Source organism: Mesorhizobium sp. M0802 (assembly GCF_040320115.1).
In the GTDB taxonomy this organism is placed as follows: domain Bacteria; phylum Pseudomonadota; class Alphaproteobacteria; order Rhizobiales; family Rhizobiaceae; genus Mesorhizobium.
This window is the reverse complement of the sequence record NZ_JAMYOY010000001.1, coordinates 102575-125065: the sequence shown is the minus strand read 5'-3', so window position 1 is coordinate 125065 and position 22491 is coordinate 102575. Positions and strand designations below refer to the sequence as shown.

General features: G+C 62.3%; 28 protein-coding genes. 14 read left to right on the top strand and 14 right to left on the bottom strand.

Features of this window, described 5'->3' with window-relative positions; translation table 11 throughout:
- The first annotated feature begins 63 nt into the window (after nucleotides 1–63).
- From NKI10_RS00605 to NKI10_RS00580, 6 genes are all read left to right on the top strand, one after another.
- Nucleotides 64–708: a 50S ribosomal protein L25/general stress protein Ctc gene (locus NKI10_RS00605; RefSeq protein ID WP_023686131.1), complete on the top strand. Its 645-nt coding sequence runs from the start codon at nucleotides 64–66 to the stop codon at nucleotides 706–708.
- 21 nt (nucleotides 709–729) lie between these two features.
- Nucleotides 730–1470: an aminoacyl-tRNA hydrolase gene (gene pth, locus NKI10_RS00600; protein WP_352497573.1), complete on the top strand. Its 741-nt coding sequence runs from the start codon at nucleotides 730–732 to the stop codon at nucleotides 1468–1470.
- A gap of 97 nt (nucleotides 1471–1567) precedes the next feature.
- On the top strand, nucleotides 1568–2671 hold the full coding sequence (ychF, locus tag NKI10_RS00595) for a redox-regulated ATPase YchF (RefSeq protein ID WP_023695807.1): 1104 nt from the start codon (nucleotides 1568–1570) through the stop codon (nucleotides 2669–2671).
- A gap of 211 nt (nucleotides 2672–2882) precedes the next feature.
- Nucleotides 2883–3857 carry a magnesium/cobalt transporter CorA gene (gene corA / locus NKI10_RS00590; protein ID WP_023695808.1) on the top strand — a complete coding sequence of 325 codons (975 nt, stop codon included), beginning with the start codon at nucleotides 2883–2885 and terminating at the stop codon, nucleotides 3855–3857.
- A 78-nt stretch (nucleotides 3858–3935) separates the two neighbouring features.
- Nucleotides 3936–4397: a MaoC family dehydratase gene (locus NKI10_RS00585; protein WP_023670033.1), complete on the top strand. Its 462-nt coding sequence runs from the start codon at nucleotides 3936–3938 to the stop codon at nucleotides 4395–4397.
- Complete coding sequence (locus NKI10_RS00580) at nucleotides 4394–4858, top strand: MaoC family dehydratase (protein WP_352857988.1); 465 nt, start codon at nucleotides 4394–4396, stop codon at nucleotides 4856–4858. Before NKI10_RS00585 ends, NKI10_RS00580 begins: the two co-directional genes overlap by 4 nt.
- 116 nt (nucleotides 4859–4974) lie before the next feature.
- Here the strand turns inward: NKI10_RS00580 and NKI10_RS00575 are convergent, their stop codons facing one another.
- The 5 genes from NKI10_RS00575 to petA form a co-directional block, all read right to left on the bottom strand.
- On the bottom strand, nucleotides 4975–5520 hold the full coding sequence (locus NKI10_RS00575; RefSeq protein ID WP_013529989.1) for an adenine phosphoribosyltransferase: 546 nt from the start codon (nucleotides 5518–5520) through the stop codon (nucleotides 4975–4977).
- A gap of 9 nt (nucleotides 5521–5529) precedes the next feature.
- Nucleotides 5530–6675, bottom strand: coding sequence for an alpha-hydroxy acid oxidase (locus tag NKI10_RS00570; RefSeq protein WP_352857985.1), 1146 nt, complete (start codon nucleotides 6673–6675; stop codon nucleotides 5530–5532).
- Nucleotides 6676–6861: 186 nt separating this feature from the next.
- Nucleotides 6862–7734, bottom strand: coding sequence for a cytochrome c1 (locus tag NKI10_RS00565; RefSeq protein WP_023670029.1), 873 nt, complete (start codon nucleotides 7732–7734; stop codon nucleotides 6862–6864).
- 23 nt (nucleotides 7735–7757) lie between these two features.
- Nucleotides 7758–9101, bottom strand: coding sequence for a cytochrome b (locus tag NKI10_RS00560; protein ID WP_023683697.1), 1344 nt, complete (start codon nucleotides 9099–9101; stop codon nucleotides 7758–7760).
- 16 nt (nucleotides 9102–9117) lie between these two features.
- Entirely contained in the window at nucleotides 9118–9678 is a 561-nt protein-coding gene (gene petA / locus NKI10_RS00555; protein WP_352857982.1) for a ubiquinol-cytochrome c reductase iron-sulfur subunit, read from the bottom strand.
- A 259-nt stretch (nucleotides 9679–9937) separates the two neighbouring features.
- Here petA and NKI10_RS00550 point away from each other — a divergent pair, with 259 nt between their 5' ends.
- The 3 genes from NKI10_RS00550 to NKI10_RS00540 are packed head-to-tail and all read left to right on the top strand — an operon-like array spanning nucleotide 9938 to nucleotide 10985.
- Nucleotides 9938–10213: a type II toxin-antitoxin system Phd/YefM family antitoxin gene (locus NKI10_RS00550; protein ID WP_023701566.1), complete on the top strand. Its 276-nt coding sequence runs from the start codon at nucleotides 9938–9940 to the stop codon at nucleotides 10211–10213.
- A complete protein-coding gene (locus NKI10_RS00545; RefSeq protein ID WP_023691588.1) occupies nucleotides 10213–10635 on the top strand; it encodes a type II toxin-antitoxin system VapC family toxin in 423 nt (140 codons plus the stop codon). Before NKI10_RS00550 ends, NKI10_RS00545 begins: the two co-directional genes overlap by 1 nt.
- Nucleotides 10636–10640: 5 nt before the next feature.
- The gene (locus tag NKI10_RS00540; protein ID WP_023683696.1) at nucleotides 10641–10985 is read left to right on the top strand and encodes a cupin domain-containing protein; all 345 of its coding nucleotides are present in this window, start codon (nucleotides 10641–10643) and stop codon (nucleotides 10983–10985) included.
- A 20-nt stretch (nucleotides 10986–11005) separates the two neighbouring features.
- On the opposite strand, the gene NKI10_RS00535 is transcribed toward NKI10_RS00540, so the two are convergent.
- From NKI10_RS00535 to NKI10_RS00515, 5 genes are read right to left on the bottom strand one after another with little or no spacing between them, the layout of a single operon-like run.
- Complete coding sequence (locus NKI10_RS00535) at nucleotides 11006–11314, bottom strand: DUF6665 family protein (RefSeq protein WP_023691589.1); 309 nt, start codon at nucleotides 11312–11314, stop codon at nucleotides 11006–11008.
- A 1-nt stretch (nucleotide 11315) separates the two neighbouring features.
- Complete coding sequence (locus tag NKI10_RS00530) at nucleotides 11316–11792, bottom strand: GNAT family N-acetyltransferase (protein ID WP_023691590.1); 477 nt, start codon at nucleotides 11790–11792, stop codon at nucleotides 11316–11318.
- Nucleotides 11793–11795: 3 nt separating this feature from the next.
- Complete coding sequence (locus tag NKI10_RS00525) at nucleotides 11796–13679, bottom strand: ABC transporter ATP-binding protein (RefSeq protein ID WP_023705914.1); 1884 nt, start codon at nucleotides 13677–13679, stop codon at nucleotides 11796–11798.
- Between the two features lie 10 nt (nucleotides 13680–13689).
- Entirely contained in the window at nucleotides 13690–15585 is a 1896-nt protein-coding gene (locus tag NKI10_RS00520) for an ABC transporter ATP-binding protein (RefSeq protein WP_352857980.1), read from the bottom strand.
- 27 nt (nucleotides 15586–15612) lie between these two features.
- Complete coding sequence (locus tag NKI10_RS00515) at nucleotides 15613–16020, bottom strand: hypothetical protein (protein ID WP_023683691.1); 408 nt, start codon at nucleotides 16018–16020, stop codon at nucleotides 15613–15615.
- Between the two features lie 445 nt (nucleotides 16021–16465).
- Here NKI10_RS00515 and NKI10_RS00510 point away from each other — a divergent pair, with 445 nt between their 5' ends.
- Nucleotides 16466–16924: a tRNA (cytidine(34)-2'-O)-methyltransferase gene (locus NKI10_RS00510; RefSeq protein WP_023814986.1), complete on the top strand. Its 459-nt coding sequence runs from the start codon at nucleotides 16466–16468 to the stop codon at nucleotides 16922–16924.
- 146 nt (nucleotides 16925–17070) lie between these two features.
- On the top strand, nucleotides 17071–17517 hold the full coding sequence (soxR, locus tag NKI10_RS00505) for a redox-sensitive transcriptional activator SoxR (protein WP_023728261.1): 447 nt from the start codon (nucleotides 17071–17073) through the stop codon (nucleotides 17515–17517).
- Here the strand turns inward: soxR and NKI10_RS00500 are convergent.
- Nucleotides 17514–17771 (bottom strand): hypothetical protein, encoded by a 258-nt coding sequence (locus NKI10_RS00500; protein WP_023683688.1) that lies wholly within the window; start codon nucleotides 17769–17771, stop codon nucleotides 17514–17516. The two genes, soxR and NKI10_RS00500, sit on opposite strands and share 4 nt — an antisense overlap.
- 275 nt (nucleotides 17772–18046) lie before the next feature.
- Here NKI10_RS00500 and hemF point away from each other — a divergent pair, with 275 nt between their 5' ends.
- The 3 genes from hemF (at nucleotide 18047) to NKI10_RS00485 (ending at nucleotide 19893) form a co-directional block, all read left to right on the top strand.
- Nucleotides 18047–18961 (top strand): oxygen-dependent coproporphyrinogen oxidase, encoded by a 915-nt coding sequence (gene hemF, locus NKI10_RS00495; protein WP_023683687.1) that lies wholly within the window; start codon nucleotides 18047–18049, stop codon nucleotides 18959–18961.
- A gap of 255 nt (nucleotides 18962–19216) precedes the next feature.
- Entirely contained in the window at nucleotides 19217–19477 is a 261-nt protein-coding gene (locus tag NKI10_RS00490; RefSeq protein ID WP_023683686.1) for a DUF1344 domain-containing protein, read from the top strand.
- A 230-nt stretch (nucleotides 19478–19707) separates the two neighbouring features.
- Nucleotides 19708–19893: a DUF1059 domain-containing protein gene (locus NKI10_RS00485; RefSeq protein ID WP_023670013.1), complete on the top strand. Its 186-nt coding sequence runs from the start codon at nucleotides 19708–19710 to the stop codon at nucleotides 19891–19893.
- A 6-nt stretch (nucleotides 19894–19899) separates the two neighbouring features.
- Here NKI10_RS00485 and NKI10_RS00480 read toward each other — a convergent pair whose 3' ends face one another.
- From NKI10_RS00480 to NKI10_RS00470, 3 genes are read right to left on the bottom strand one after another with little or no spacing between them, the layout of a single operon-like run.
- Nucleotides 19900–21171: a CCA tRNA nucleotidyltransferase gene (locus NKI10_RS00480; protein ID WP_031203840.1), complete on the bottom strand. Its 1272-nt coding sequence runs from the start codon at nucleotides 21169–21171 to the stop codon at nucleotides 19900–19902.
- Nucleotides 21168–21800, bottom strand: coding sequence for a CoA pyrophosphatase (locus NKI10_RS00475; protein WP_023724971.1), 633 nt, complete (start codon nucleotides 21798–21800; stop codon nucleotides 21168–21170). The genes NKI10_RS00480 and NKI10_RS00475 overlap by 4 nt, the downstream gene beginning before the upstream one ends.
- On the bottom strand, nucleotides 21800–22429 hold the full coding sequence (locus tag NKI10_RS00470; protein WP_023670010.1) for a DUF1285 domain-containing protein: 630 nt from the start codon (nucleotides 22427–22429) through the stop codon (nucleotides 21800–21802). Before NKI10_RS00470 ends, NKI10_RS00475 begins: the two co-directional genes overlap by 1 nt.
- Nucleotides 22430–22491 lie beyond the last annotated feature (62 nt).

The window sequence follows — 22491 nt, the reverse complement described above, 5'->3', positions numbered from 1 at the left end:
CGACGTTTACGGTCCAGGCACACTGCCACCGCAAACGCTCCATAAAACGCGAAAGGAAATGCCATGAGCCACGATACTTACGAGCTCAAGGCCGAAGCGCGCGAACAGGTCGGTAAGGGGTCCGCCCGTGCAGTTCGCCGCAACGGTAAAGTGCCTGCAGTTATCTACGGCGACAGACAGCCTCCCCTGGCGATTGCGCTGAACTACAAGGACGTCTTCTACAAAATCCATGGCGGCGGGTTTTTGACCACGATCGCCACGATCGATGTCGACGGCAAGAAAATCCAGGTTCTGCCCAAGGATTTCCAGCTCGACCCGGTCAAGGATTTCCCGGTCCATGTCGACTTCCTGCGCATCGGCAAGGACACCGAGGTCAACGTCGACGTGCCCGTCCACTTCATCAATGAAGACAAGTCGCCCGGCATCAAACGCGGCGGCGTGCTCAACATCGTGCGTCACGAAGTCGAGTTCCACTGCCCGGCCAATGCGATCCCGGAATTCATCACCGTCGATCTCACCGGCGCCGACATTGGCGATTCGATCCACATCTCGGCGGTTACCTTGCCGGCCGGCGTCAAGCCGGTGATCTCCGATCGCGATTTCACCATCGCGACCATTGCCGGCTCCTCGGCGATGAAGCCGGAGACGGAAGAGACGGCGGAAGCGGCAGCCCCCGAAGCGGCGGCTCCTGCTGCCGAAGAGAAGTAATTTTCGGGCCCGGAGTTCACGATGCTTGTCTTTGCAGGCCTCGGCAATCCGGGCGCGAAATACGCTGATAACCGGCACAATGTCGGCTTCATGGCGGCGGACGCAATTGCCCGCCGCCATTCGTTTTCGCCCTGGTCGAAGAAGTTCCAGGGCCTGATCGCCGAAGGCACGATTGCCGGCGAAAAGATTCTTCTGATCAAGCCGCAGACCTTCATGAACCTGTCGGGACAGCCGGTCGGCGAAGCCCTGCGCTTCTACAAGCTCGGCCCCGAGGCGCTGACCGTCTTTTACGACGAGATCGACCTGCCGGCCGGCAAATTGCGGGTCAAGGTCGGCGGTGGCGCCGGCGGACACAACGGCATCCGCTCGCTCGACCAGCATGTCGGTAAGAACTTTCGCCGCGTGCGCATCGGCGTCGGCCACCCCGGTGTCCCGGAAATGGTGCACGGCCATGTCCTAGGCGACTTCGCCAAGGCCGACCGCGGGTGGCTGGACGTGCTGCTCGACACCATCGCCGACGATGCCGGACTGCTGGCCAAGGGCGAAGACAGTTCCTTCATGAACCGCATCACGCTGGCGCTTCGCGACAAGCTCGTGCCGACCAGCGACGACGACCGCCCGCCGCCCAAGGCGCCGAACACGCAGAGCCCGAAAGCCCAGAGCCACATCCGCCAGGCCCGACCGCAGCAGGCGCCAACCAAGCTGCCGGAAAGCGGCCCGATGGCGGCGATGTTGAAGAAGCTGTTCGGCAAGAAGGACTGAGCTTCGATAGGATCGGGACCGCAGGGCTTGACGTTCCTTACCCCTATCGCCCATAGCCCTCATCAAATTTCTAGTTTCCCGATAGGACCGGACGAACATGGGTTTCAAATGCGGTATCGTTGGCTTGCCCAACGTCGGCAAGTCGACGCTTTTCAACGCGTTGACCAGGACGGCGGCGGCGCAGGCCGCCAACTATCCGTTCTGCACCATCGAACCGAACACCGGCGAGGTGGCAGTGCCTGACCCGCGGCTGCAGAAGATCGCCGCGATCGCCAAGTCGAAAGAGATCATCCCGACCCGCATCTCCTTCGTCGACATTGCCGGCCTGGTGCGCGGCGCCTCCAAGGGCGAAGGGCTGGGCAACCAGTTCCTCGCCAACATCCGCGAGGTCGACGCCATCGTCCACGTGCTGCGCTGCTTCGAGGATGACGACATCACCCATGTCGAGGGCAAGATCGACCCTGTCGCCGACGCCGATACAGTCGAGACCGAGTTGATGCTCGCCGACCTCGACAGCCTCGAGCGCCGCATCGTGCAGTTCCGCAAGCGCGCCGGCAGCAAGGACAAGGAAGCAACCACCGTGCTGCCGATGATGGAGGCAGCGCTCGAGCTGCTGCAGGCCGGCAAGCCGACCCGCATCCTGCTCAAGGGCATTTCAGCCGAGGATTTGCGCATCCTGCAGGGGCTGAACCTGTTGACCTCGCACCCCGTGCTCTATGTCTGCAACGTCGCCGAAGCCGACGCCGCCACCGGCAACGAGCACACCAAGGCCGTGGAAAAGATGGCGACAGCGCAGGGCGCCGGCACCGTCGTAATCTCGGCCGCGATCGAGGCCGAAGTCGCCCAGCTCTCGGACGAAGAAGAGATGGAGTTCCTGTCGTCGCTCGGTCTCGACGAACCCGGCCTCAACAAGGTCATCCGCGCCGGCTATGATCTGTTGCATCTCATCACCTATTTCACCGCCGGGCCGAAAGAGACGCGCGCCTGGACCATCCACAAGGGCGACAAGGCCCCGCAGGCCGCCGGCGTCATCCACACCGACTTCGAGCGCGGCTTCATCCGCGCCCAGACCATCGCCTATAACGACTACGTCACGCTGGGCGGCGAAGTGGCGGCCAAGGAGGCCGGCAAGGCGCGCGACGAAGGCAAGGAATATGTCGTCCAGGACGGCGACGTGCTGCTGTTCAAGTTCAACACCTGAGACGCCGAGGCATCTCGCGGCTCGCGCGCTGACGGCGGCCGATCACAGCTGCGTCAAGTGGAGGAGCCAGCCTGCCGCTTCGCTTGACTGCCTTTGGCACCGGGTCTAAGGCCCTCTGCATCCGACTGGCCGTGGCCGTGGGAACTGCCGCGCGTGCAAGACCCATCGCTATCGAACGGAACCTCTTGGGCTCAACCAATGGAGAGCGGCGATGATCAAGGCCTTCGTCGTCGACAATGACCGCCTGCGCCCCGCCGACGATCTCGTGGCCAATGGCGATCACGTCGTCTGGGCCGACCTTCTCAACCCGACCAAGGAAGAAGAAACAGCGATCGAGACCTGGCTCGGCGTCGCCATCCCGACGCGCGAGGAGATGGAGGAGATCGAGATTTCGAGCCGCCTCTACATCGAGGACGGCGCCTACTTCATGACCGCCACCTTGCCGGCGCAGACCGAGATCGATGATCCCTTGATGTCACCGGTTACCTTTGTGCTTGCCGGCCCGAGACTGGTCACCATCCGCTATCATGAGCCGAAGGCGTTCAAGACCTTTCCCCTGCGCGCCGAGAAGGTGGCGACAGGCTGCACCACCGGCAACACCATCCTGATCGGCCTGCTGGAGGCGATCGTCGATCGCCTAGCCGATATTCTCGAACGCGCTGGCCGTGACATCGAGACGATCTCGCGCGATATCTTCGAAGCGCGGTCGACCAAGGTGAACAAGCGCAATCGCGACTTCCAGGAACTGCTCAAGGCCATCGGCCGCAAGGAAGACATTGCCTCCTCGATCCGCGACAGCCTGATCTCGCTGCAGCGCCTCACCGGCTTCCTTGCCCACGTCGCGACCCAGATCAAGATGAGCAAGGACGTCCGCGCCCGCATCAAGACAGTATCGCGCGACGTGCTGTCGCTCGCCGACCATGCCACCTTCCTGTCGCAGAAGATCTCGTTCCTGCTCGACGCGACGCTCGGCATGATCTCGATCGAGCAGAACGCCATCATCAAGATCTTCTCGGTCGCCGCCGTCATCTTCCTGCCGCCGACGCTGGTGGCTTCGATCTACGGCATGAATTTCGACGTCATCCCGGAGCTGAAATGGGAGCTCGGCTATCCCTTCGCCATCGGCCTGATGATCCTGTCGGCGATCCTGCCGTTCTGGTATTTCCGCCGCCGCGGCTGGTTGTAGGCCCAATAGAATTCGCTTGACCAAACGCCGCCCGGACGGCATCCGGATGCCCGGTGATCGTACAACCGGATTGGGATCATGACCGCAAAAAGCTGGGCCTACGAGGATTTCACCGAGGGCGCATCGATCGACCTCGGCGCCAAGCAGGTGAGTGCGGCCGAAATCATCGAATTCGCCACCGAATTCGACCCGCAGCCGATGCATCTCGACGAAGCCGCCGGCAAGGCCAGCATCCTTGGCGGCTTGGCCGCCTCCGGCTGGCACACCTGCGCGATCTTCATGCGCATGCTGTGCGACGCCTTCCTGCTCGACTCGACCGCGCAAGGCGCGCCCGGCATCGACCAGGTCAAATGGAAGAAGCCGGTGCTGGCCGGCGACACACTGGCCGGCAGCACCAGCGTGCTTGCCAGGCGCCTGTCGAAATCCAGGCCTCAGCTCGGCCTCGTCACCTTGCGCAGCGAACTGTTCAACCAGCGCGGTGAAAGCGTCTTCGAACTTGAGAACACTGTCATGTTCTTGACCCGCGAGGCCGGCGCATGAGCCTCGACGCGTTCTTCCGCATCGGCGATACCATCAACCTCGGTTCGCACACATTCGAAACCGAGGCGATCAAGGCGTTCGCCTGCAAATACGATCCACAGGTCTTTCATGTCGACGAGGAGGCCTCAAAGAAAAGCGTGTTCGGCCGCCTCTGCGCCTCAGGCTGGCACACCGCGGCCACCTGGATGAAGCTCAATCTCAAAAATCCTATGGACGCTTCTCAATGGACCGGACCCGGCCCGGTACCAGAATTCGGCCCCTCCCCCGGCTTCAGGAACCTGAAATGGCCAAAGCCGGTCTATGCCGGAGAAACCGTCACCTTCATGCGCACGGCCCTGTCCCACCGCCCGCTCGCCACCCGCCCCGGCTGGCGGCTGCTCGCGCTGCGCTCGGAAGGATTCGATTCTACGGGCGACAAGGTGCTGGAGTTCGACAGCGCGGTGCTGGTGAAGGCTGGGTAGGGGGTAGGTTTTAGGCAGTAGGGATTAGGCAGCAGTGGGTGCTGCTCCTTGCACGGAATGCGGAGCTTCCCTCCCTACTCCCTACTCCCTAGTCCCTACTCCCTACTCCCTACTCCCTAATGCCCCTCAAACCCGATCAACGTCCGCACCGGCACGCCCAGCGCTTCGAGCTTCGCCCGTCCGCCGAGATCCGGCAGGTCGATGACGAAGCACGCGGCAAGAATATCGGCGCCGATCTGCCTCAGCAGCTTGACCGCCGCCTCCGCCGTGCCGCCGGTCGCGATCAGGTCGTCAACCAGGATCACCTTCTCGCCCGGCGCAACGCCGTCCTTGTGCATCTCCATCTCGTCCAGCCCGTATTCCAGGCTGTAGGCGACGCGTACCGTCTCGTAAGGCAGCTTGCCCTTCTTGCGGATCGGCACGAAACCGGCCGAAAGCTGGTGCGCGACCGCACCGCCGAGGATGAAGCCGCGTGCCTCAATGCCGGCGATCTTGTCGATCTTCTGCCCGGCATAGGGATGCACCAGCTCGTCGATGGCCCGGCGGAAGGCGCGCGCATTGCCGAGCAAAGTGGTGATGTCGCGAAACAGGATGCCGGGCTTGGGGTAGTCCGGAATGGTGCGGATCGCGGCGAGCAGCGTGTCTTCGAGCGAGGATTTCATGGGTCGAGATTACCTGAAACGGAGGTTGTTGCGCGACAATTGTTCGATCGAACTGCAGCCCATCAGCTTCATGCCGCGCTCGATCTCGATCCGCATCTGCTCCAGCGCCCGCTCGACGCCCGGCTGTCCGGCCGCCGCCAGGGGGAACAGATAATAGCGGCCGACGCCAACAGCCTTGGCGCCGAGCGACAGCGCCTTCAGCACATGGGTGCCGCGCTGCACGCCGCCATCCATGATGATGTCTATTCTGTCGCCGACGGCATCGACGATCTCGGCCAGTTGGTCGAACGCCGCCCGCGAGCCGTCCAGCTGCCGGCCGCCGTGGTTGGACAGCACAATGCCGCTGCAGCCGATCTCGACGGCGCGCTTGGCATCCTCCACCGACATGACGTCCTTGAGACAGAACGGACCTCCCCACAGTCTGACCATCTCGGCAACATCGTCCCAGGTCATCGACGGATCGAGCATCTCGGTGAAGTAGCGGCTGATCGACATCGTGCCGCCGCCCATGTCGACATGCTCGTCGAGCTGCGGCAGCTTGAACCCCTCATGGGTGAAATAGTTGATCGCCCAGCCCGGCTTCAGCGCGAACTGCAGCATGCCGGCAAGGTTGAGCTTGAAGGGGATGGCAAAGCCGGTGCGCTTGTCGCGCTCGCGGTTGCCTCCGGTGATGCTGTCGACGGTCAGCATCATCACTTCGACTCCAACCGCTTTCGCCCGCTGCATCATCGCCCGGTTGAGGCCGCGATCCCGGTGGAAATAGAACTGGTAGACCTGCGGGCTGCTGCTGATCTTGCGCGCTTCCTCAAGACTGACAGTGCCGAGCGAGGACACGCCGAACATCGTGCCGAATTTGGCCGAAGCCTTGGCCACCGCGCGCTCGCCTTGATGATGGAACAGCCGCTGCAAGGCGGTCGGCGAGCAATAGACGGGCATGGCCAGCTTCTGGCCCATCACCGTCACCGACATGTCGATCTCGCTTACCCCGCGCAGCACGTTGGGAACGAGGTCGCAGCGCTCGAAGCTCTCGGTGTTGCGGCGGTAGGTGACCTCGTCGTCGGCCGCGCCATCGATGTAGTTGAAGATTGGCCCCGGCAACCGCTGCTGGGCCATGCGCCGGAAATCGGAAAAGTTGTGACAGTCGCGTAGCCGCATCATCGATCCCAAATGCCCCTTTAGCCGGCGATCCGCCGGGCGCGCGTGCAATACCAATCGCATGGCGCCGTGCCAACGGACTTCTTACTGGACGGCTGCTGCGCCAAGATGCGAACCATGCCCGGTTTGGCAAGCAAAAAGGGCGTCCGAAGACGCCCTTTCCATTTCCGAGGAATAAGATGCGGCTTAGTGCGCCACGCCTTCCCACACCTTGCGCTTGGTCAGATACATCAGCGCGCCGAACAGAAGCAGAAACACCAGAACGCGGAAGCCGGTCTTCTTGCGGTCTTCCATATGCGGCTCGGCCGCCCACATCAGGAACGCCGAGACGTCGCGCGAATACTGGTCGATCGTCTGCGGCGAACCGTCATCGTAGGTGACCTGGCCGTCGGAGAGCGGCTTGGGCATCTTCAGCGACACGCCGGACATGAAGTATGGATTGTAGTGGGTGCCTTCGGGGATCACCATGCCGGCAGGTGGCGTCTCGTCGTAGCCGGTCAGCAGCGAATGGATGTAGTCCGGGCCGCCCTGCGCATATTGCGTGAAGATGTCGAAGACGAAGCGCGGGAAGCCGCGCTCGACGCCGCGCGCCTTGGCCAGCAGCGACATATCCGGTGGGGCAGCGCCGCCGTTGGAAGCGGCAGCCGCCTCCTCATTGGCGAACGGCGCCGGGAAATGGTCGGACGGCTTGCCCGGGCGGTCGAACATGTCGCCGGCATCGTTGGGTCCATCATGGATGGTGTACTCAGCCGACAGCGACTTGATCTGCGCTTCCGAATAGCCGAGGTCCTCCAGCGTGCGGAACGCCACCAAATTCATCGAGTGGCAGGCCGAGCAGACTTCCTTGTAGACCTTCAAGCCACGCTGCAGCTGCGCCTTGTCGTAGGTGCCGAACGGACCGGCAAAAGTCCAGTCCATCTCCTTCGGCTCGTGGATCGGGAAATGCGTCGGTGCCGCCGCGTTGTGCGCCTCTTCAGCGGCGATCGCCACACTGCCGACGGCTCCGATGCCAGCGGCAAACACGCCTAGCAGGGCGAGCGAGGTGAGAATCTTTTTCATGCCAAATCCCCTTAGATTCTCACTCAGCCTTTGGTTTCCGGCGCCGCGGTCGCACCGGCCGGATGTCCCCCTCCGGCACCCTTGTTCTTCTCCAGCACCGCCTCGGTGATCGAATTCGGCAGTCTGCGTGGCGTCTCGATCAGGCCAAGCACCGGCAGGATGACGAGGAAGAAGGCGAAGTAGAACAGTGTCGCCGCTTGAGCGTAGCCAACGTAGTTGCCCGAGACCTCACCTATCAGGAGGGTCAACAGACCGCCACCTTCCGCCGGCTGCGAGCCAAGCCAGCCAAGCAGGACAGCGTCGGCGACGAACAGCCAGAAGAAAAGCTTGTACCAGGGCCGGTAGACCGCCGAGCGCACCTTGGAGGTGTCGAGCCACGGCACCAGGAACAGCATGACGATGGCGCCGAACATGCACAGCACGCCACCGAGCTTGGAGTTGATCGGCCCGATGTTGAAGGTGATCGCGCGCAGGATCGCGTAGAACGGCAGGAAGTACCATTCCGGCACGATGTGGGCCGGCGTCTTCAGCGGGTTGGCGATCGTGTAATTGTCCGGATGGCCGAGAAAGTTCGGCAGGTAGAAGACGAAATAGGCGAAGAAGAACAGGAACACGATCATGCCGAATGCATCCTTGATGGTCGCATAGGGCGTAAAGGCAACGGTGTCGGTTTTCGATTTCACCTCGATGCCGGTCGGGTTCGACTGGCCGACCACATGCAGCGCCCAGACGTGCAGCACGACGACGCCGGCGATCATGAACGGCAGCAAATAGTGCAGCGCAAAGAAGCGGTTGAGCGTCGGGTTGTCGACGGCGAAACCGCCGAGCAGCAGTTCCTGGATCCAGTTTCCGACCAGCGGAATGGCGCTGAAGAAGCCGGTGATGACGGTGGCGCCCCAGAAGCTCATCTGACCCCAGGGCAGCACATAGCCCATGAAGCCGGTCGCCATCATCAGCAGATAGATGATGCAGCCGAGGATCCACAGCAGCTCGCGCGGCGCCTTGTAGGAGCCGTAATAAAGCCCGCGGAAGATGTGGATGTAGACGGCGACGAAGAAGAACGAGGCGCCGTTGGAATGCATGTAGCGCAACAGCCAACCGGAATTGACGTCGCGCATGATCTTCTCGACCGAATTGAAGGCGAGATTGGTGTCGGCGGTATAGTGCATGGCGAGCACGATACCGGTCAGGATCTGCGCCACCAGCATGATCGTGAGGATGCCGCCGAAGGTCCACGCATAGTTGAGGTTGCGCGGCACCGGATAAGCGATGAAGCTGTCATAGATCATGCGCGGCAGCGGCATGCGGGCGTCGAACCAGCGTTCGATACCGGTCTTGGGCGTATAGGTCGAGTGTCCCTCGCTCATCGAATTATCCCCTGCCTCAACCGATAAGGATTTTGGTATCGGAAATGAACTTGAATACCGGCACGGCCATGTTTTCCGGCGCCGGGCCTTTGCGGATGCGGCCGGCGGTATCGTACACCGAACCGTGGCACGGGCAGAACCAGCCGCCGAAATCGCCTTCGTGGCCAAGCGGAATGCACCCCAGATGCGTGCAGACTTGCACCATCACCATCCAGGCTTCCTTGCCGGGCGTGGTGCGGTTGGCATCGGTCGCCGGCGCATCGGCGGGCAGATTGGCGTTGCGGGCAATAGGATCCTTGAGATCGGCAAGGTTCACGGCTTCGCCGTCCTTCATCTCCTGCTCGGTGCGATTGCGCACCACGACCGGCTTGCCGCGCCATTTGACGATCAGCGACATGCCAGGCGTCAGCGAGGCGACATCAACCTCGACCGAGGCCAGCGCCAGCGTCGAGGCATCAGGGCGCATCTGGTCGATGAAGGGCCAGGCAACGGCGCCTGCGCCAACCACTGCGGCCATGCCGGTGGCGACGTAGAGAAAATCACGACGGTTGGGATCCTGGGTGTCGGTTGCGCTCACGGGTGCCTGATCCTTTCGCCTCTTCCGAGCCGGCGGCCGAGCTTTGTCCCCGCTCCATCGCGCCGGCCCGACAGCGCATGGCGAACAAGCTAGCGAATTCCTCCGGCATTTGGATTTCGGTTTATGCGTGAAGCCCGTTTTTGTCCAGCGGGCTGAGGCCACAAGGGCAGATTGTCGCGGGCGTTCCGCACGAAGAGAAATTTGACGAGCTTGGCCGAATGTAGCAATATGTCTACATCTTCCGGATGGAGGTGTTGATATGAATATCTCGACGAAGACGATAACCATCATGTCGAGCCGTGAATTCAACCAGGACACGGCGCATGCCAAACGGGCAGCCAAGAACGGGCCGGTCATCATTACCGACCGCGGCAAGCCCTCCCATGTGCTGATGTCGATGGAGGAATATCAGCGTTTAGAGAAGAAGCCGAGAAGCCTCGCGGACGCGATTGCCGATGATCGCCCCGAAGCAGATTTCGACTGGGAACCACCTCGCCTGGAAGGACCGTTTTTCAAGATTCCCGAACTCGACTGATGTTCATTCTTGACACCAATGTCGTTTCGAATCTGCGTCGTCGGGACAAGGCCGATCGCAACGTTTTGGCCTGGTCAGAGACCCACGACATCGCCAGCTTTTTCATGTCGGTCATTTCGATCCTGGAACTCGAAATCGGAACATTGCTCTTGTCGAGGAAGGATACTCGCCAGGCCACCATGTACCGTGAGTGGTTGGATCAGACACTCATTCCACAGTTTGACGACCGGATATTGAGCATAGACAAGGCTGTTGTCGTGCGTTGCGCAAACCTTCACGTTCCCGATCCAAAGCCGGAGCGCGACGCCCTCATAGCCGCTACCGCGCTCGTCAAAAACTTGACAGTCGTGACCCGCAACACCAAGGATTTTGAAGGCACCGGCGTGAAGCTTTTCAACCCCTGGATACCGACGAAGGGTTAGAGGCTATGGCACACATCATCGACCGCGAGACCTGGACCAGGACGCCCGGCCGCTGGCAGGGCGAACTGCAATGCGGCGCCTACGACTCCAACTCCTGCCTGATTTTCAACTATCAGGAAGAGATTGGCGGCGGCCCGCGCCTGCACACGCATCCCTATTGTGAAATCTTCATCATCCGGCAAGGCACCGGCCTGTTCACGATCGGCGACCAGCAGATCGAGGCCACGGCCGGCCAGATCCTGATCGTGCCGCCTGATACGCCGCACAAATTCACCAATCTCGGCCCAGGCCCGCTCGAAACGACCGACATCCACGAAAACGGCAGCTTCATCACCGAATGGCTGGAATGATTGTTGCCGGCTGATGACCTCTAGCTTGCACCGAGCCTGACCAGCACGGCCCTTGGGATATCGTATTCGCGGATGACCGACTCATGCCGGCGCAGGCCGCAGAGTTCACGCTGGATGAAATAGGCGTGCACCGCTGCGGCAGCCTCCTTGAGCAGCCGCAGTCGCTGCTCCTCGTCGTCGTTGTTCTGACGGAGCTTGGCCAGCGTTTCCTCGACCCGTTGGCCGGCACGGCCGAGCGCTGCGGCCTTTTCAGCCAGTATCTCATGGCCGAGGGCGTCGAACGCGGCTTCGGCAGCCGAGGCGCCTAGGGATGGCGGACGCAGTGACATCTCAGCCTCCTTTTCTGTCTTGAGAGAGCATCATGCGGTGCGTGACGAATTCTTCGCCCACCACCGGCTGGAAGCCAAGCCGTTCATAGAACCCAAAGGCTTCTTGTGGCGCGCGGGTGTTCAGCACGGCAAAATGCTGACGTGCCCTGTCAATGACGGTCTCGACCAGCATGCGGCCAATGCCGCTGCGGCGATGACGCGCGCTGACGAACAGGTGCCTGACCCGGCCGTGGTCCCTGCCTTCGAAATAAGGATCGATGTTCAACCCGCACACACCAGCGAGTTCTCGGCCATGCCATGCACCAAACAGCGCCTCGCCTCGTTTCAGGAACTTGTTGCGGCCGCCCGCCCAGCCATCCGCCAGCCGCACCAGCATCCAGTAGCCTTCCAGCCGGCTCTCCTCCTTCAGCGCATCGAAGGCCGGCGCGGTTGGCCGTAGCCGCTTGAGGACGTAGCCGATATCAGGCGACGCTGCCATGCCCTACTCCGCCGGCCGTGTCTCTTCCAGCACGCTTTCCTCGTGGTAGAGGAAGCCGCCGGACTGCCGCTTCCACAGCCGCGCATAGAGCCCGTCGAGCGCCACCAGCTCGTCATGCGTGCCCTGTTCGACGATGCGGCCTCCGTCCAGCACCACAAGACGGTCGAGCGCGGCGATGGTCGACAGCCGGTGCGCTATGGCGATGACCGTCTTGTTCTCCATCAGCCTGGCCAGATTCTCCTGGATCGCCGCCTCGATGTCGGAATCGAGCGCCGAGGTCGCCTCGTCGAGGATCAGGATCGGCGCATCCTTGAGGAAGACGCGGGCGATCGCGACGCGCTGGCGCTGGCCGCCCGACAGTTTCACGCCGCGCTCGCCGACAAAAGCCTCGTAGCCGGTACGGTCCCGGTTGTCGCGCAGGCCCAATATGAACTCGTGCGCCTCGGCCTTCTTCGCCGCCGCGATCACCTCGGCCTCGGTCGCGTCCGGCATGCCGAGCTTGATGTTGTCGCGCAGCGAGCGGTGGAACAGCGCCGTGTCCTGGCTGACCACGCCGATATTGGCGCGCAGCGAGTTCTGCGTCACCTCGGCGACGTCTTGCCCGTCGATCAGGATTTTGCCGCTCTCGAGGTCGTAGAGGCGCAAGATGAGGTTGGCGAGCGTCGTCTTGCCCGCGCCCGACGGCCCGACCAGCCCGACCTTCTCGCCAGGCTTGACCACAAGGTCGATGCCATTCAGCACGCCAAAACCCTTGCCGTAGTGGAACTCGACATTCTTCACCTCGATGCGGCCGCCGGCGACGACAAGCTCTTTCGCATCCGGCGCATCGACAAGGCCAAGCGGCTGCGAGATCAGCGCCTTGGAGTTTTCCAGGACGCCGAGATTTCGCAATATGCCGTTGAGCTGCATCATCACGCGCCCGAGCAGCATGTTGAGCCGCAAGACCAGCGACAGCGTGAACGCGACGGCGCCGACGGTGATCGACCCTTCGACCCAGAGATAGACGGCAAAGCAGCCAATCGCGGTGATCATGATGCCCGACAGCGTCGTCAGCGCCATGCGCACGCCGGTCAGCCGGCGGGTGAAGGGCCGTAGTGCATCGAGATAGATGTCGAAGCCGTTCTTGATGTAGCGGTCGTCGCCGTCGGCCGAGAATAGCTTCAGCGTCTGCACGTTGGAATAGGAATCGATGATGCGCCCATTGATCATCGAGCCAGCTTCAGCCGTGGCCTCGGCATGCCTGCGGATCGAGGGCAGATAGAGCTTGGCCAGCCAGGCGAACGCGAGGATCCAGATCACCACCAGCACGGCCAGGCGCAGATCCAGCCCGGCGACCAGCGCCAAGGTCGTCACCGTATAGATGAGCATGAACCAGATGACCTCGATGAAGCTCTCCATCAGGTCGCCGGTCGCCTGCCCGGCCTGCCAGACTTTTGTCGCGATACGGCCGGCGAAATCGTTCTGGAAGAAGGTGTAGGACTGCCGCGACACATGCCGGTGCGCCTGCCAGCGCACCAGATTGTAGAAGCCCGGCGTGATCGTCTGTTCGTTGACCAGCGCCGACAGGCCGACGACGACGGTGCGGATGACCAGCACCACTGCGATCATGAAAACAAGCTCAGGCCCGGCGGCGGTCCACAGCGCGTCCCAGCTGCGTTCACCGGGAAGCTGATCGAGAATATCGACCAGCCGCCCGACGAAGTAGAAAAGCCCGGCCTCGATCAGCGGCGCGATGCCGCCGATGACCAGCATGGCGAAGAAGGCGAACTTCGCCTGGCCGACATAGTGCCAGAGGAAGCCGCCGACGCTTGGCGGTGGCCGAAGGTCCGCCGGCTCCCTGAACGGATAGACCCAGTCCTCGAACCAGCGATAGACGGCTGTCATCATGCTGACGTCATCACTCTGCGGCTTCACCCTTCACGCCGATGTCGTTGGCAACAGCGTCATTGGCGGCATCGACCGGACCGTCATCGAGCAGGAACCCGCCCGACTGGCGCTGCCAGAGCTGCGCGTAGAGCCCGCCGCTGGCGACGAGTTCCTCGTGCGACCCCTCCTCGATGACACGGCCCTTGTCGAGGACGACGAGCCTGTCCATCGCCGCGATGGTCGACAGCCGGTGCGCAATGGCGATGACGGTCTTGCCTTGCATGAGCTTGTAGAGATTCTCCTGGATGGCGGCCTCGGCTTCGGAATCCAGCGCCGACGTCGCTTCGTCAAGGATAAGTATCGGTGCGTCCTTCAACATAACGCGAGCAATGGCGATGCGTTGCCGCTGGCCGCCGGACAATTTGACGCCGCGGTCGCCGACATGAGCGTCGAGCCCTTTACGTCCGGTGTGATCCGAAAGCCTGCCGATAAACTCCAGCGCCTCGGCCCGCCCGGCTGCCTCGACAAGCATTTCCTCCGTCGCATCGGGCCGCCCGTAAAGAATGTTGTCGCGCACCGAACGATGCAGCAGCGAAGTGTCCTGCGTCACCATGCCGATCTGCGCGCGCAGCGAATCCTGCGTCACCGAAGCGATCTCCTGGCCGTCGATCAGGATCCGGCCGTTCTCGAGGTCGTAGAACCGCAACAGGAGATTGACCAGCGTCGACTTGCCCGCACCCGAGCGCCCGACAATGCCGACTTTCTCGCCGGGCTTCACCGTCAGCGACAGGTTCTCGATGACGCCCTTCTGCTTGCCATAGTGGAAACGAATGTCGTCGAAGCGGATCTCGCCCTTGGTGACGGCAATGTCCTTCGCCCCCGGCCGGTCTTCGACCAGGCGCGGCAGCGAGATCGAGGCGATGCCGTCTTGCACCGTGCCGATGTTTTCGAACAGGCTCGACATTTCCCACATGATCCACTGCGACATGCCCCACATACGGAGCACGAGGCCGATGACCACGGCGACGGCGCCGATCGTCACCGCCTGGCCGAGCCACAGCCACAGCGCCGTCGCCGTTACCGAAAACAGGAGCAGCGCGTTGAGGATATAGAGCATGCCGTAAAGCACCGTCACCAGCCGCATCGACCGGTAGACCGTGTCAAGGAAGCCTGCCATGCCTTCTCTCGCGAACGTTGCTTCGCGCCGTGCATGGGAAAACAACTTGACCGTCTGGATGTTGGTGTAGCTGTCGACGACGCGGCCGGTCATAGTCGAGCGCGCATTGGCCTGCGCCTCCCCGACCTTGCCCAGCTTCGGGATGATATAGCGCAACAACCCGATATAGCCGAGCAGCCAGACGCCGAGAGGTGCCGCCAGCCGCAAGTCGGCCGAGCCGACGATGAACAGCATGCCGAGGAAATAGACGATGACGTAATTGAGCACCTCGATCACCTTGATGACGCATTCGCGCACGGCGAGTGCCGTCTGCATCAGCTTGGTGGCGATGCGGCCGGCAAATTCGTCCTGGTAGAAGCTCATCGACTGCTTCAAGAGATAACGATGCACCTGCCATCGGATGCGCATGGGGTAGTTGCCCATCAGCGTCTGCTGGTTGAGCAAAGAATGCAGCCATACCGTACCCGGCAGCGCGAACAGCACGACGAAGGCCATGCCGGCGAGCTTCCAGCTCTCGGTCTGCAGGAAGGTTTCGCGGTTCTGCCCGGACAGCCAGTCGACGATGTGGCCCATGAAGCCGAACATCCACACTTCCGCGATGGCAATCGCCGTCACCAGCACCGCGTCGACGATGATGTATGGCCAGGCGCCGCGCGTATAATGCACGCAGAAGGCAACCAGCGTCTTCGGCGGCTCGACCGGTTCCGCTGCGGGGAACGGATCGAGCCTTCTTTCAAACCAGCTAAACATAGTGATGCTCACAAAACTGTTGTCCGCTCATGCGGCGCGGGAAAAATCCCCGGGGCGCTCCGCGTCCCCAGACCGTACGTCGGCGGGGACTGACGGCCCGGAATCACCCGGGCCATCGGTCCTGCTTCGCGCAATATAGGGACTTGCGGGCTTTTCACCGACAGAAGCGTTCGACTGAACTGACGGCACGCCGCCGCCAGTCCGGTTTTTCGCGCCCGGCCGTATCAGCCGGATGATCCGGCGCACCAGCGACGGCCGGCTGTGGTCGGGAACCGCACGCGAGAAATCGACATCCGGCAACATGCCGCGATGCGGACGCCGGCGCGTCTGCGCGTGAACCGCCGACGAATAGGTCTCGCCGACCAGCAACGCCCAGGTCGCCGTCTTGCGTTCGTGCAGGCTTCTTGAACCAGGTATCTTATAGGGATCGAACATCGGTCCGTCCTCCGTGTGAAAATAGACATAAAAAGGCGAAGCAATGTCGTGCGCCGGCATTCGGCCGGAGGCACGGATTGCATCCGTCGGGACACGAGGATAGGCCTCGGTCGCGACATGCTCAGCTGGGGCGCTTGGCCCCTTTAACCGGTTGAAAAACATCGCAGGATTCCTTCGAGAGCCGAAAATTGGGTTCGGCGGGAATCGGTGCGATCAGATCTAAGAAATCAGGTAAATCGTCGTACCGAAACCGCCGGAAGGCAGGTAAGCCCACGGGAGGGGCGCTGGATGTGCATGGTCATCATGAAATACCCCTCCATCGGTTCGGGTTGACAATGCGTGCGGTATAATCGACTTCGCAGAAAATGGCCACCCGCAGGTCCAGCAATTTCCAAAACCAGCCACCCGCTGTGGCCGATCTGCCACTTATTAGAAAGACGCGGAAATGAACCACCGTCTCCGCATCGCCCTCTACCAGCCTGACATCGCCGGCAACACCGGAACTATCCTGCGCTTCGCCGCCTGCCTCGGCCTTGGCGTCGACATCATCGAACCAGCCGGGTTTCCGCTCTCCGACAAAGCGCTCAAGCGTGCCGGGATGGACTACCTCGAAATGGCTGCCCTGACCCGCCATGTCGACTGGAACGCCTTCGAGGATTGGCGCAAGGGCGAAGCCTGCCGGCTGGTGCTGCTCACCACCAAAGCCGCGACCCCCTATGCGGGCTTCAGCTTCGCCCAAGGCGACATCCTGCTGTTCGGCCGCGAATCCGCTGGGGTGCCGGATCCTGTCCATCAGGCGGCGGATGCGCGGCTGACGATCCCGATGCAGCCGGGCACGCGCAGCATCAACGTCGCGCTGTCGGTCGCCATGGTCGCCGGTGAAGCCATCCGGCAGCTCGGCTAGACCCTTCAACGCGTTGTCGTCATCGCCAACGGCCGTTGCGTCTTGCATCATTCTCACCCAGGCGCACATCGCCTTCTCCTCAATTACCCTATCGACATTTCCTGGCTACAAGCTCAACTTAAGTTGAGGTCAAGCGGAAAATCGAGATGGCTCCGGTAAAGGAATTGACGGTCGGCCAGTTGGCCATGCGCAGCGGCGTGGCGGTGTCGGCGCTGCATTTCTACGAGGCGCGCGGGCTGATCCGCAGCCACCGCACGTCGGGCAACCAGCGGCGCTATGGCCGCGACGTGCTGCGGCGGGTGGCGATCATCCGGATCGCCCAGGAGGTCGGCATTTCGCTGGCCGAGATCGGCGCCGCACTTGAATCGCTCCCAGAAGGCCGCACCCCGACGCGCGAGGACTGGAACCTGTTGTCGACCGGCTGGCGCGACGACCTCGATCGCAAGATCACTCAGCTAAAGAAGCTGCGCGACGGCCTGACCGACTGCATCGGCTGCGGCTGCATGTCGATCGACAAATGCCCGCTGCGAAACAGGGAAGATCGCTTGAGTGCGCAAGGGCCGGGCGCAAGGCGACTGCTGGTGGGATCCTAATCCGCCGCCGGCAGCCGCCGTATCGTGAATTCTATGACGTCGCCCGGCCGTTCGAACCAGCTTTCGATCTCGGTCCAGTAGGCCTGCTTGGGAAAGCGTTCGAACCATTCCTTGGCTTTGAGCCGCGCATCGGGGCGCGGCAAGACAAAGGTCTCCCGCAAAAACCCGTCACGCGGCATGCGCTCGCGCTCGGCGCGTGAACGATCGAGCCTTTTCTTCAGGCCATGCAGCGGCGGTCTTGCCGGCGTGCGCATGAAAGAACTCCTGGGCCGAACCAGATGACACTTGACCCTTGCCCCTAAGAGATTAGGGATCGCGCCCGGAAAAGGCTAGTGCTCCGATTCCAACATTCGCCTTCCTAATCCCCAGTCGCCGTTGCGAACGTTGGAATCACAAGGACCACTAGCAAGTTTATGTTTCTGGTGGAGTTCTCGAATTTGACATTTGCGCCGTGCCCTGCGCCACGCTGTGTGCAAATCTCAAATTCACTCCACTAGGTCCTTTGTCGGCTGCGACCGGAGACAGCATTTTGGAACGACCAGAAATACCGGCAGGCCTGCCAGCCGACATCGAACAGAAGAAAATGAAGGCCAGGCTCTGGTTCGAGACGCTGCGGGAGCGCATCTGCACCACCTTCGAGCAGATCGAGCAGGACTTGACCGGTCCGCTGGCCGAATGGTCGCCCGGCCGCTTCGAAAAGACGCCGTGGGAACGAGACCATGGCAAGGGCGGCGGCGGCGCCATGTCCATGATGCGCGGCCGCGTCTTCGAGAAGGTCGGCGTCCATACTTCGACCGTCTATGGCGAATTCTCGCCCGAATTCAGGAAGCAGATGCCCGGCGCCGAGGAAGACCCGAGCTTCTGGGCATCAGGCATTTCGTTGATCGCGCATCCCTGGAACCCCAACGTGCCGGCCGTGCACATGAACACCCGCATGGTCGTGACGTCGCGCCACTGGTTTGGCGGCGGCGCCGATCTGACGCCGGTGCTCGACCGCAACCGCACGGAAGATCACCCCGACACGGTCGCCTTCCATCGAGCCATGCAGTTCGCCTGCGAGAAGAACGCTGCGATCGCCGACCACCCCAAATTCAAGGCCTGGTGCGACGAGTATTTCTATCTGCCGCACCGCCACGAGCCGCGCGGCGTCGGCGGCATCTTTTTCGACTGGCTGCATTCGGGGGAGGAGAAAGGCGGCTGGAATGCCGATTTGAACTTCGTCCAGGATGTCGGGCGTTCTTTCCTTGTCGTCTACGGACACCTGGTTCGCGCCCATTTCAACGAGAACTGGACCGACGACGACCGCGACGAGCAGCTCATTCGCCGCGGCCGTTACGCAGAATTCAACTTGCTTCACGATCGCGGCACCATTTTCGGCCTGAAGACCGGGGGCAATGTCGCCTCGATCCTGTCCAGCCTGCCGCCGGAGGTCAGGTGGCCGTAAACTATCGGTGAGCGCAACGTGAGCCACAATGGCGTCCCATTCGCCGAATCTTGGGGTGGAATGTGGCGCAGCGACTATCTTTTTCGTCTAATAGGCAGTTGGAATAAAGCGACTATTTGTCGTTTCCGGGCCGGGAAGCGCCGGCGGTTCCCTTGAGAGCAATGAAGGGTGTCGCGACACGACGCTACCGGACGGCCCTGAACAAGGCGGAGCATTTTCCCAAACGAATGCCCGCATTTTCCAGGAGTACTTACCATGCGAAAGCTCATTGTATCGGCAACCGCCGCTGCACTTCTCGCTTCCGGCTCGATTGCCTTTGCCGCGGTCAAGCACACCACGGGCACGGTCAAGACCTATGATGGCACGGCCATGAGCCTTGTTCTGGACGATGGATCCACCTTCACGCTGCCCCAGACCTTCAAGGATCCAGGCTTGAAGGCCGGCGAAAAGGTCCGCGTTTCCTGGGACATGAGCGGCAAGAACAAGGTTGCCGAGTCCGTCAAGATCGTGAAGTGATGGGGACAAGACCGAACGGTCTTGCCTTGGCTTAGCCTGACAAGAGGGGCGGAGCAGCGCTGCTCCGCCTTTTCGCACCCACGGCAACCAAAACCGTCGAACCGTGTTATGCTAGCTCCCCCGTGCGTGCCCCCGAAACCGACTGCTGTGACAGGGCGCGGAACAGAGATGGCGGAGCTTCGTGTGCCCATGAGAGGCACAGGCTCCAAGGAGGAAAAGGAGAAAACCCCATGAAGGAATTCCATTGCGGCTCGCTGGTTCCCGGCTGTGAGTGGCACACCCGTGCCGGTGAGGAAGCCGAGGTCATGCGCCGCGCCGTCGACCATATGCGCGAGACACATGGCGAAACGGTCATTCGCGAGACGATGATCGAGGCGATCCGCTCGCGCATCGAGAAAGTTCGCGACGCGGCCTGAGCAGTCCTATCTGGCCTTCAGGGCTTCCGCGGCGCGCTCCAGCAGCGCGTCGCGATCGAGCGCAAAGCCGGACCCGATCCATTCCTTTTCCAGGTTTTTCAGGATCGCACCGAGTATTGGCCCCGGCGACGCGCCAAGCGCCGTCAGATCGCCGCCCTTGACTGGGAACACCGGTTTTTCCCATTTCAGCGCAAAAGCGAGCAGGCGCGAAAACCCGCCGGCCTGAACCAGCGCGTCATTGTCCTCGAGAGCCCGCGCTCGCGCCGACGCCAGCGACAGCCGCAGGCGATCGAGAAAACCCTGGCGCTCGCCGGAATAGAGTTTCTTGGCCAGTTCCGCTTCGCTTGTCTTGGGCTCGACGGCAGCCGTCAGCGCCCAGTGGCGCAGGCGCTCCGCCTCAGTGGTCGAAAGTTTCAGCCGCTCGGCCAGTGTCTTCATCCTCGCCGCATCGGGCGGCACGATCGCCTCCAGCCTGAGCAGCGGGTCCGGCGCCCAGCCCAGATCCTTTTCTGTCTTGGTCAGCCCATGAATGGCATCGATGCCCCATTTCTCGCTTTCCGGCAGGGCGCTGGTGAGCACGCCGGCCTGGCGCATCCACAGCAAGGCGCGCGACGGATCTGGGGCCGATAACAACTTCTTCAGCTCGGACCAGATGCGTTCGGCCGAGAGATGGGCGAGACCGTCCTTGAGCCGGGCGCAGGCCTTCAATCCCTCGGCATCGGGCCGACCCTCGCCATACCAGGCGAAAAAGCGGAAGAAACGCAGGATGCGCAGATAGTCTTCGCGGATCCGCTGCTCGGCATCGCCAATGAAGCGCAGCCTTCGTGCCTCGATATCGCCGACGCCGCCGACCAGGTCGACCACCGTCCCGTCAGCCTCCGCATAGAGCGCGTTGATGGTGAAATCGCGCCGTTCGGCGTCGGCCTTCCAGTCGCGGCCGAACGACACTTTGGCGCGGCGGCCATCGGTCTCGATGTCGGCGCGCAGCGTGGTGACCTCATAGGGCGCGCCGCCGGCAATCACCGTGATCGTGCCGTGCTCGATGCCGGTCGGCACTGCCTTGAAGCCCGCCGCCTCGGCGCGGCGAACGGTTTCCTCGGGCAGGCAAGTGGTAGCAACGTCGATATCGGCGACCGGCTGCCCAATCAGCGCATTGCGCACCGCGCCGCCCGCGATGCGGGCTTCCTCGCCGCCCTGCGCCAGCACGGCAAGCAGCCGCTGGAGATGCTTTTCACCCAGCCAGTCGGCTCTGCCCGCCAGCGATATCGGATCACTCAAGCATAGAGCCTTTCATAGAGCGTGCGGATGATGCCGGCGGTGACGCCCCAGATGCGCTGGCCGCCATAGGGCATATCGTAGAAGAACCATTCCAGGTCGTTCCACATGCGGCTGTCCCTGGTGTGGTTGGCCGGATCCATCAGGAACGAAAGCGGCACTTCGAAGGCGGCGTCGACCTCGTCGGAATTGAGCGACAGCGTAAAACCGGGCTCGACGATCGCCAGCACCGGCGCGATGCGATAGCCGCTGCCGGCGACATAATCGGGCATGCGGCCGATGATCTCGATGCGGTCCTGGCCGAGCCCGATCTCCTCGAAGGTTTCGCGCAAGGCCGCTGCTTCCGGGGTCGCATCGGTGGGATCAATGGTGCCGCCGGGAAAAGCCACCTGCCCCGAATGGCTGCGCAGTTTTTCCGCCCGCTTGGTCAAAAGCACGGTCGCATCGCGTCCATGATCGACGACCGGGATCAGCACTGCGGCGTCGCGCAGCGCTTTGAGCTGCGTCAACCGTGGATGGCCGGGGTTGAAGCGATGATCGCCATAATCGTCGCCGGCATGGGCTTCAGCTTGCGCCGCGACCCGCGCGCGAAAATCCGCTGTGGAAAACGGCGGCGGCCTCACCTGATCCATCATGCGCTCAGCCGCTTCAGTTTTTCCGCCGGCATGATCGGATAGATTTCGCCTTTCGAGCGCACGGCAAACATCGTCTTGCCGCCGATATCGATCTCCTCGCCATGCTCGACCAGTTCGTACATCACCGGCCGCGCCACCAGCGCTTCCAGCCTCCCGCGCACCAGCACATAGGGCTTCAGGCCGCCGGTCTCGTTCTCGTCGACGAAGCGCAGCGGATGGCCAGGTCCGGCCTCGACGACATCGCCGACATTGGTGCGGAAAGTGATGGTCTGCTCGGCGCCGGCGCCGGAAACATCCATTTCAACCGCGATGAAAGGCGCGTCCACGACGCGGATGCCGACCCGTTCGACCGGCGTCACCAGATAGGTCCTGCCATCCTCGTCCTTGCGCAGCACGCTGGAAAACAGCTGCACCAGCGGCATGCGGCCGATCGGCGTGCCGAGATAGAACCACGTTCCGTCTTGTTTGATCTCCATGTCGAGATCGCCGCAAAAGTCGGGATTCCAGCGCTCCACCGGCGCCGCGCCCTTGCCGGCGCGAGCCGCACGCGAGATCAACGCTTCGAGACCGCGCGCCTCGGTTGCGGCAGCAAGGCTGTGTTCGCGATGTTCGGAGCGTTCCGTCATGGTCACGAAATAGTCACTGTTGTTCCGCTTGTCAGCCTAAGTCTGTGATTTAAATTCATTCG

Bases quoted from the DNA above. Each gene is read 5' to 3' on its own strand.
- NKI10_RS00605 (WP_023686131.1), top strand. From the start codon at position 64: ATGAGCCACGATACTTACGAGCTCAAGGCCGAAGCGCGCGAACAGGTC.
- pth (WP_352497573.1), top strand. From the start codon at position 730: ATGCTTGTCTTTGCAGGCCTCGGCAATCCGGGCGCGAAATACGCTGAT.
- ychF (WP_023695807.1), top strand. From the start codon at position 1,568: ATGGGTTTCAAATGCGGTATCGTTGGCTTGCCCAACGTCGGCAAGTCG.
- corA (WP_023695808.1), top strand. From the start codon at position 2,883: ATGATCAAGGCCTTCGTCGTCGACAATGACCGCCTGCGCCCCGCCGAC.
- NKI10_RS00585 (WP_023670033.1), top strand. From the start codon at position 3,936: ATGACCGCAAAAAGCTGGGCCTACGAGGATTTCACCGAGGGCGCATCG.
- NKI10_RS00580 (WP_352857988.1), top strand. From the start codon at position 4,394: ATGAGCCTCGACGCGTTCTTCCGCATCGGCGATACCATCAACCTCGGT.
- NKI10_RS00575 (WP_013529989.1), bottom strand. From the start codon at position 5,520: ATGAAATCCTCGCTCGAAGACACGCTGCTCGCCGCGATCCGCACCATT.
- NKI10_RS00570 (WP_352857985.1), bottom strand. From the start codon at position 6,675: ATGCGGCTACGCGACTGTCACAACTTTTCCGATTTCCGGCGCATGGCC.
- NKI10_RS00565 (WP_023670029.1), bottom strand. From the start codon at position 7,734: ATGAAAAAGATTCTCACCTCGCTCGCCCTGCTAGGCGTGTTTGCCGCT.
- NKI10_RS00560 (WP_023683697.1), bottom strand. From the start codon at position 9,101: ATGAGCGAGGGACACTCGACCTATACGCCCAAGACCGGTATCGAACGC.
- NKI10_RS00550 (WP_023701566.1), top strand. From the start codon at position 9,938: ATGAATATCTCGACGAAGACGATAACCATCATGTCGAGCCGTGAATTC.
- NKI10_RS00545 (WP_023691588.1), top strand. From the start codon at position 10,213: ATGTTCATTCTTGACACCAATGTCGTTTCGAATCTGCGTCGTCGGGAC.
- NKI10_RS00540 (WP_023683696.1), top strand. From the start codon at position 10,641: ATGGCACACATCATCGACCGCGAGACCTGGACCAGGACGCCCGGCCGC.
- NKI10_RS00535 (WP_023691589.1), bottom strand. From the start codon at position 11,314: ATGTCACTGCGTCCGCCATCCCTAGGCGCCTCGGCTGCCGAAGCCGCG.
- NKI10_RS00530 (WP_023691590.1), bottom strand. From the start codon at position 11,792: ATGGCAGCGTCGCCTGATATCGGCTACGTCCTCAAGCGGCTACGGCCA.
- NKI10_RS00525 (WP_023705914.1), bottom strand. From the start codon at position 13,679: ATGATGACAGCCGTCTATCGCTGGTTCGAGGACTGGGTCTATCCGTTC.
- NKI10_RS00520 (WP_352857980.1), bottom strand. From the start codon at position 15,585: ATGTTTAGCTGGTTTGAAAGAAGGCTCGATCCGTTCCCCGCAGCGGAA.
- NKI10_RS00515 (WP_023683691.1), bottom strand. From the start codon at position 16,020: ATGTTCGATCCCTATAAGATACCTGGTTCAAGAAGCCTGCACGAACGC.
- NKI10_RS00510 (WP_023814986.1), top strand. From the start codon at position 16,466: ATGAACCACCGTCTCCGCATCGCCCTCTACCAGCCTGACATCGCCGGC.
- soxR (WP_023728261.1), top strand. From the start codon at position 17,071: ATGGCTCCGGTAAAGGAATTGACGGTCGGCCAGTTGGCCATGCGCAGC.
- NKI10_RS00500 (WP_023683688.1), bottom strand. From the start codon at position 17,771: ATGCGCACGCCGGCAAGACCGCCGCTGCATGGCCTGAAGAAAAGGCTC.
- NKI10_RS00490 (WP_023683686.1), top strand. From the start codon at position 19,217: ATGCGAAAGCTCATTGTATCGGCAACCGCCGCTGCACTTCTCGCTTCC.
- NKI10_RS00485 (WP_023670013.1), top strand. From the start codon at position 19,708: ATGAAGGAATTCCATTGCGGCTCGCTGGTTCCCGGCTGTGAGTGGCAC.
- NKI10_RS00475 (WP_023724971.1), bottom strand. From the start codon at position 21,800: ATGGATCAGGTGAGGCCGCCGCCGTTTTCCACAGCGGATTTTCGCGCG.
- NKI10_RS00470 (WP_023670010.1), bottom strand. From the start codon at position 22,429: ATGACGGAACGCTCCGAACATCGCGAACACAGCCTTGCTGCCGCAACC.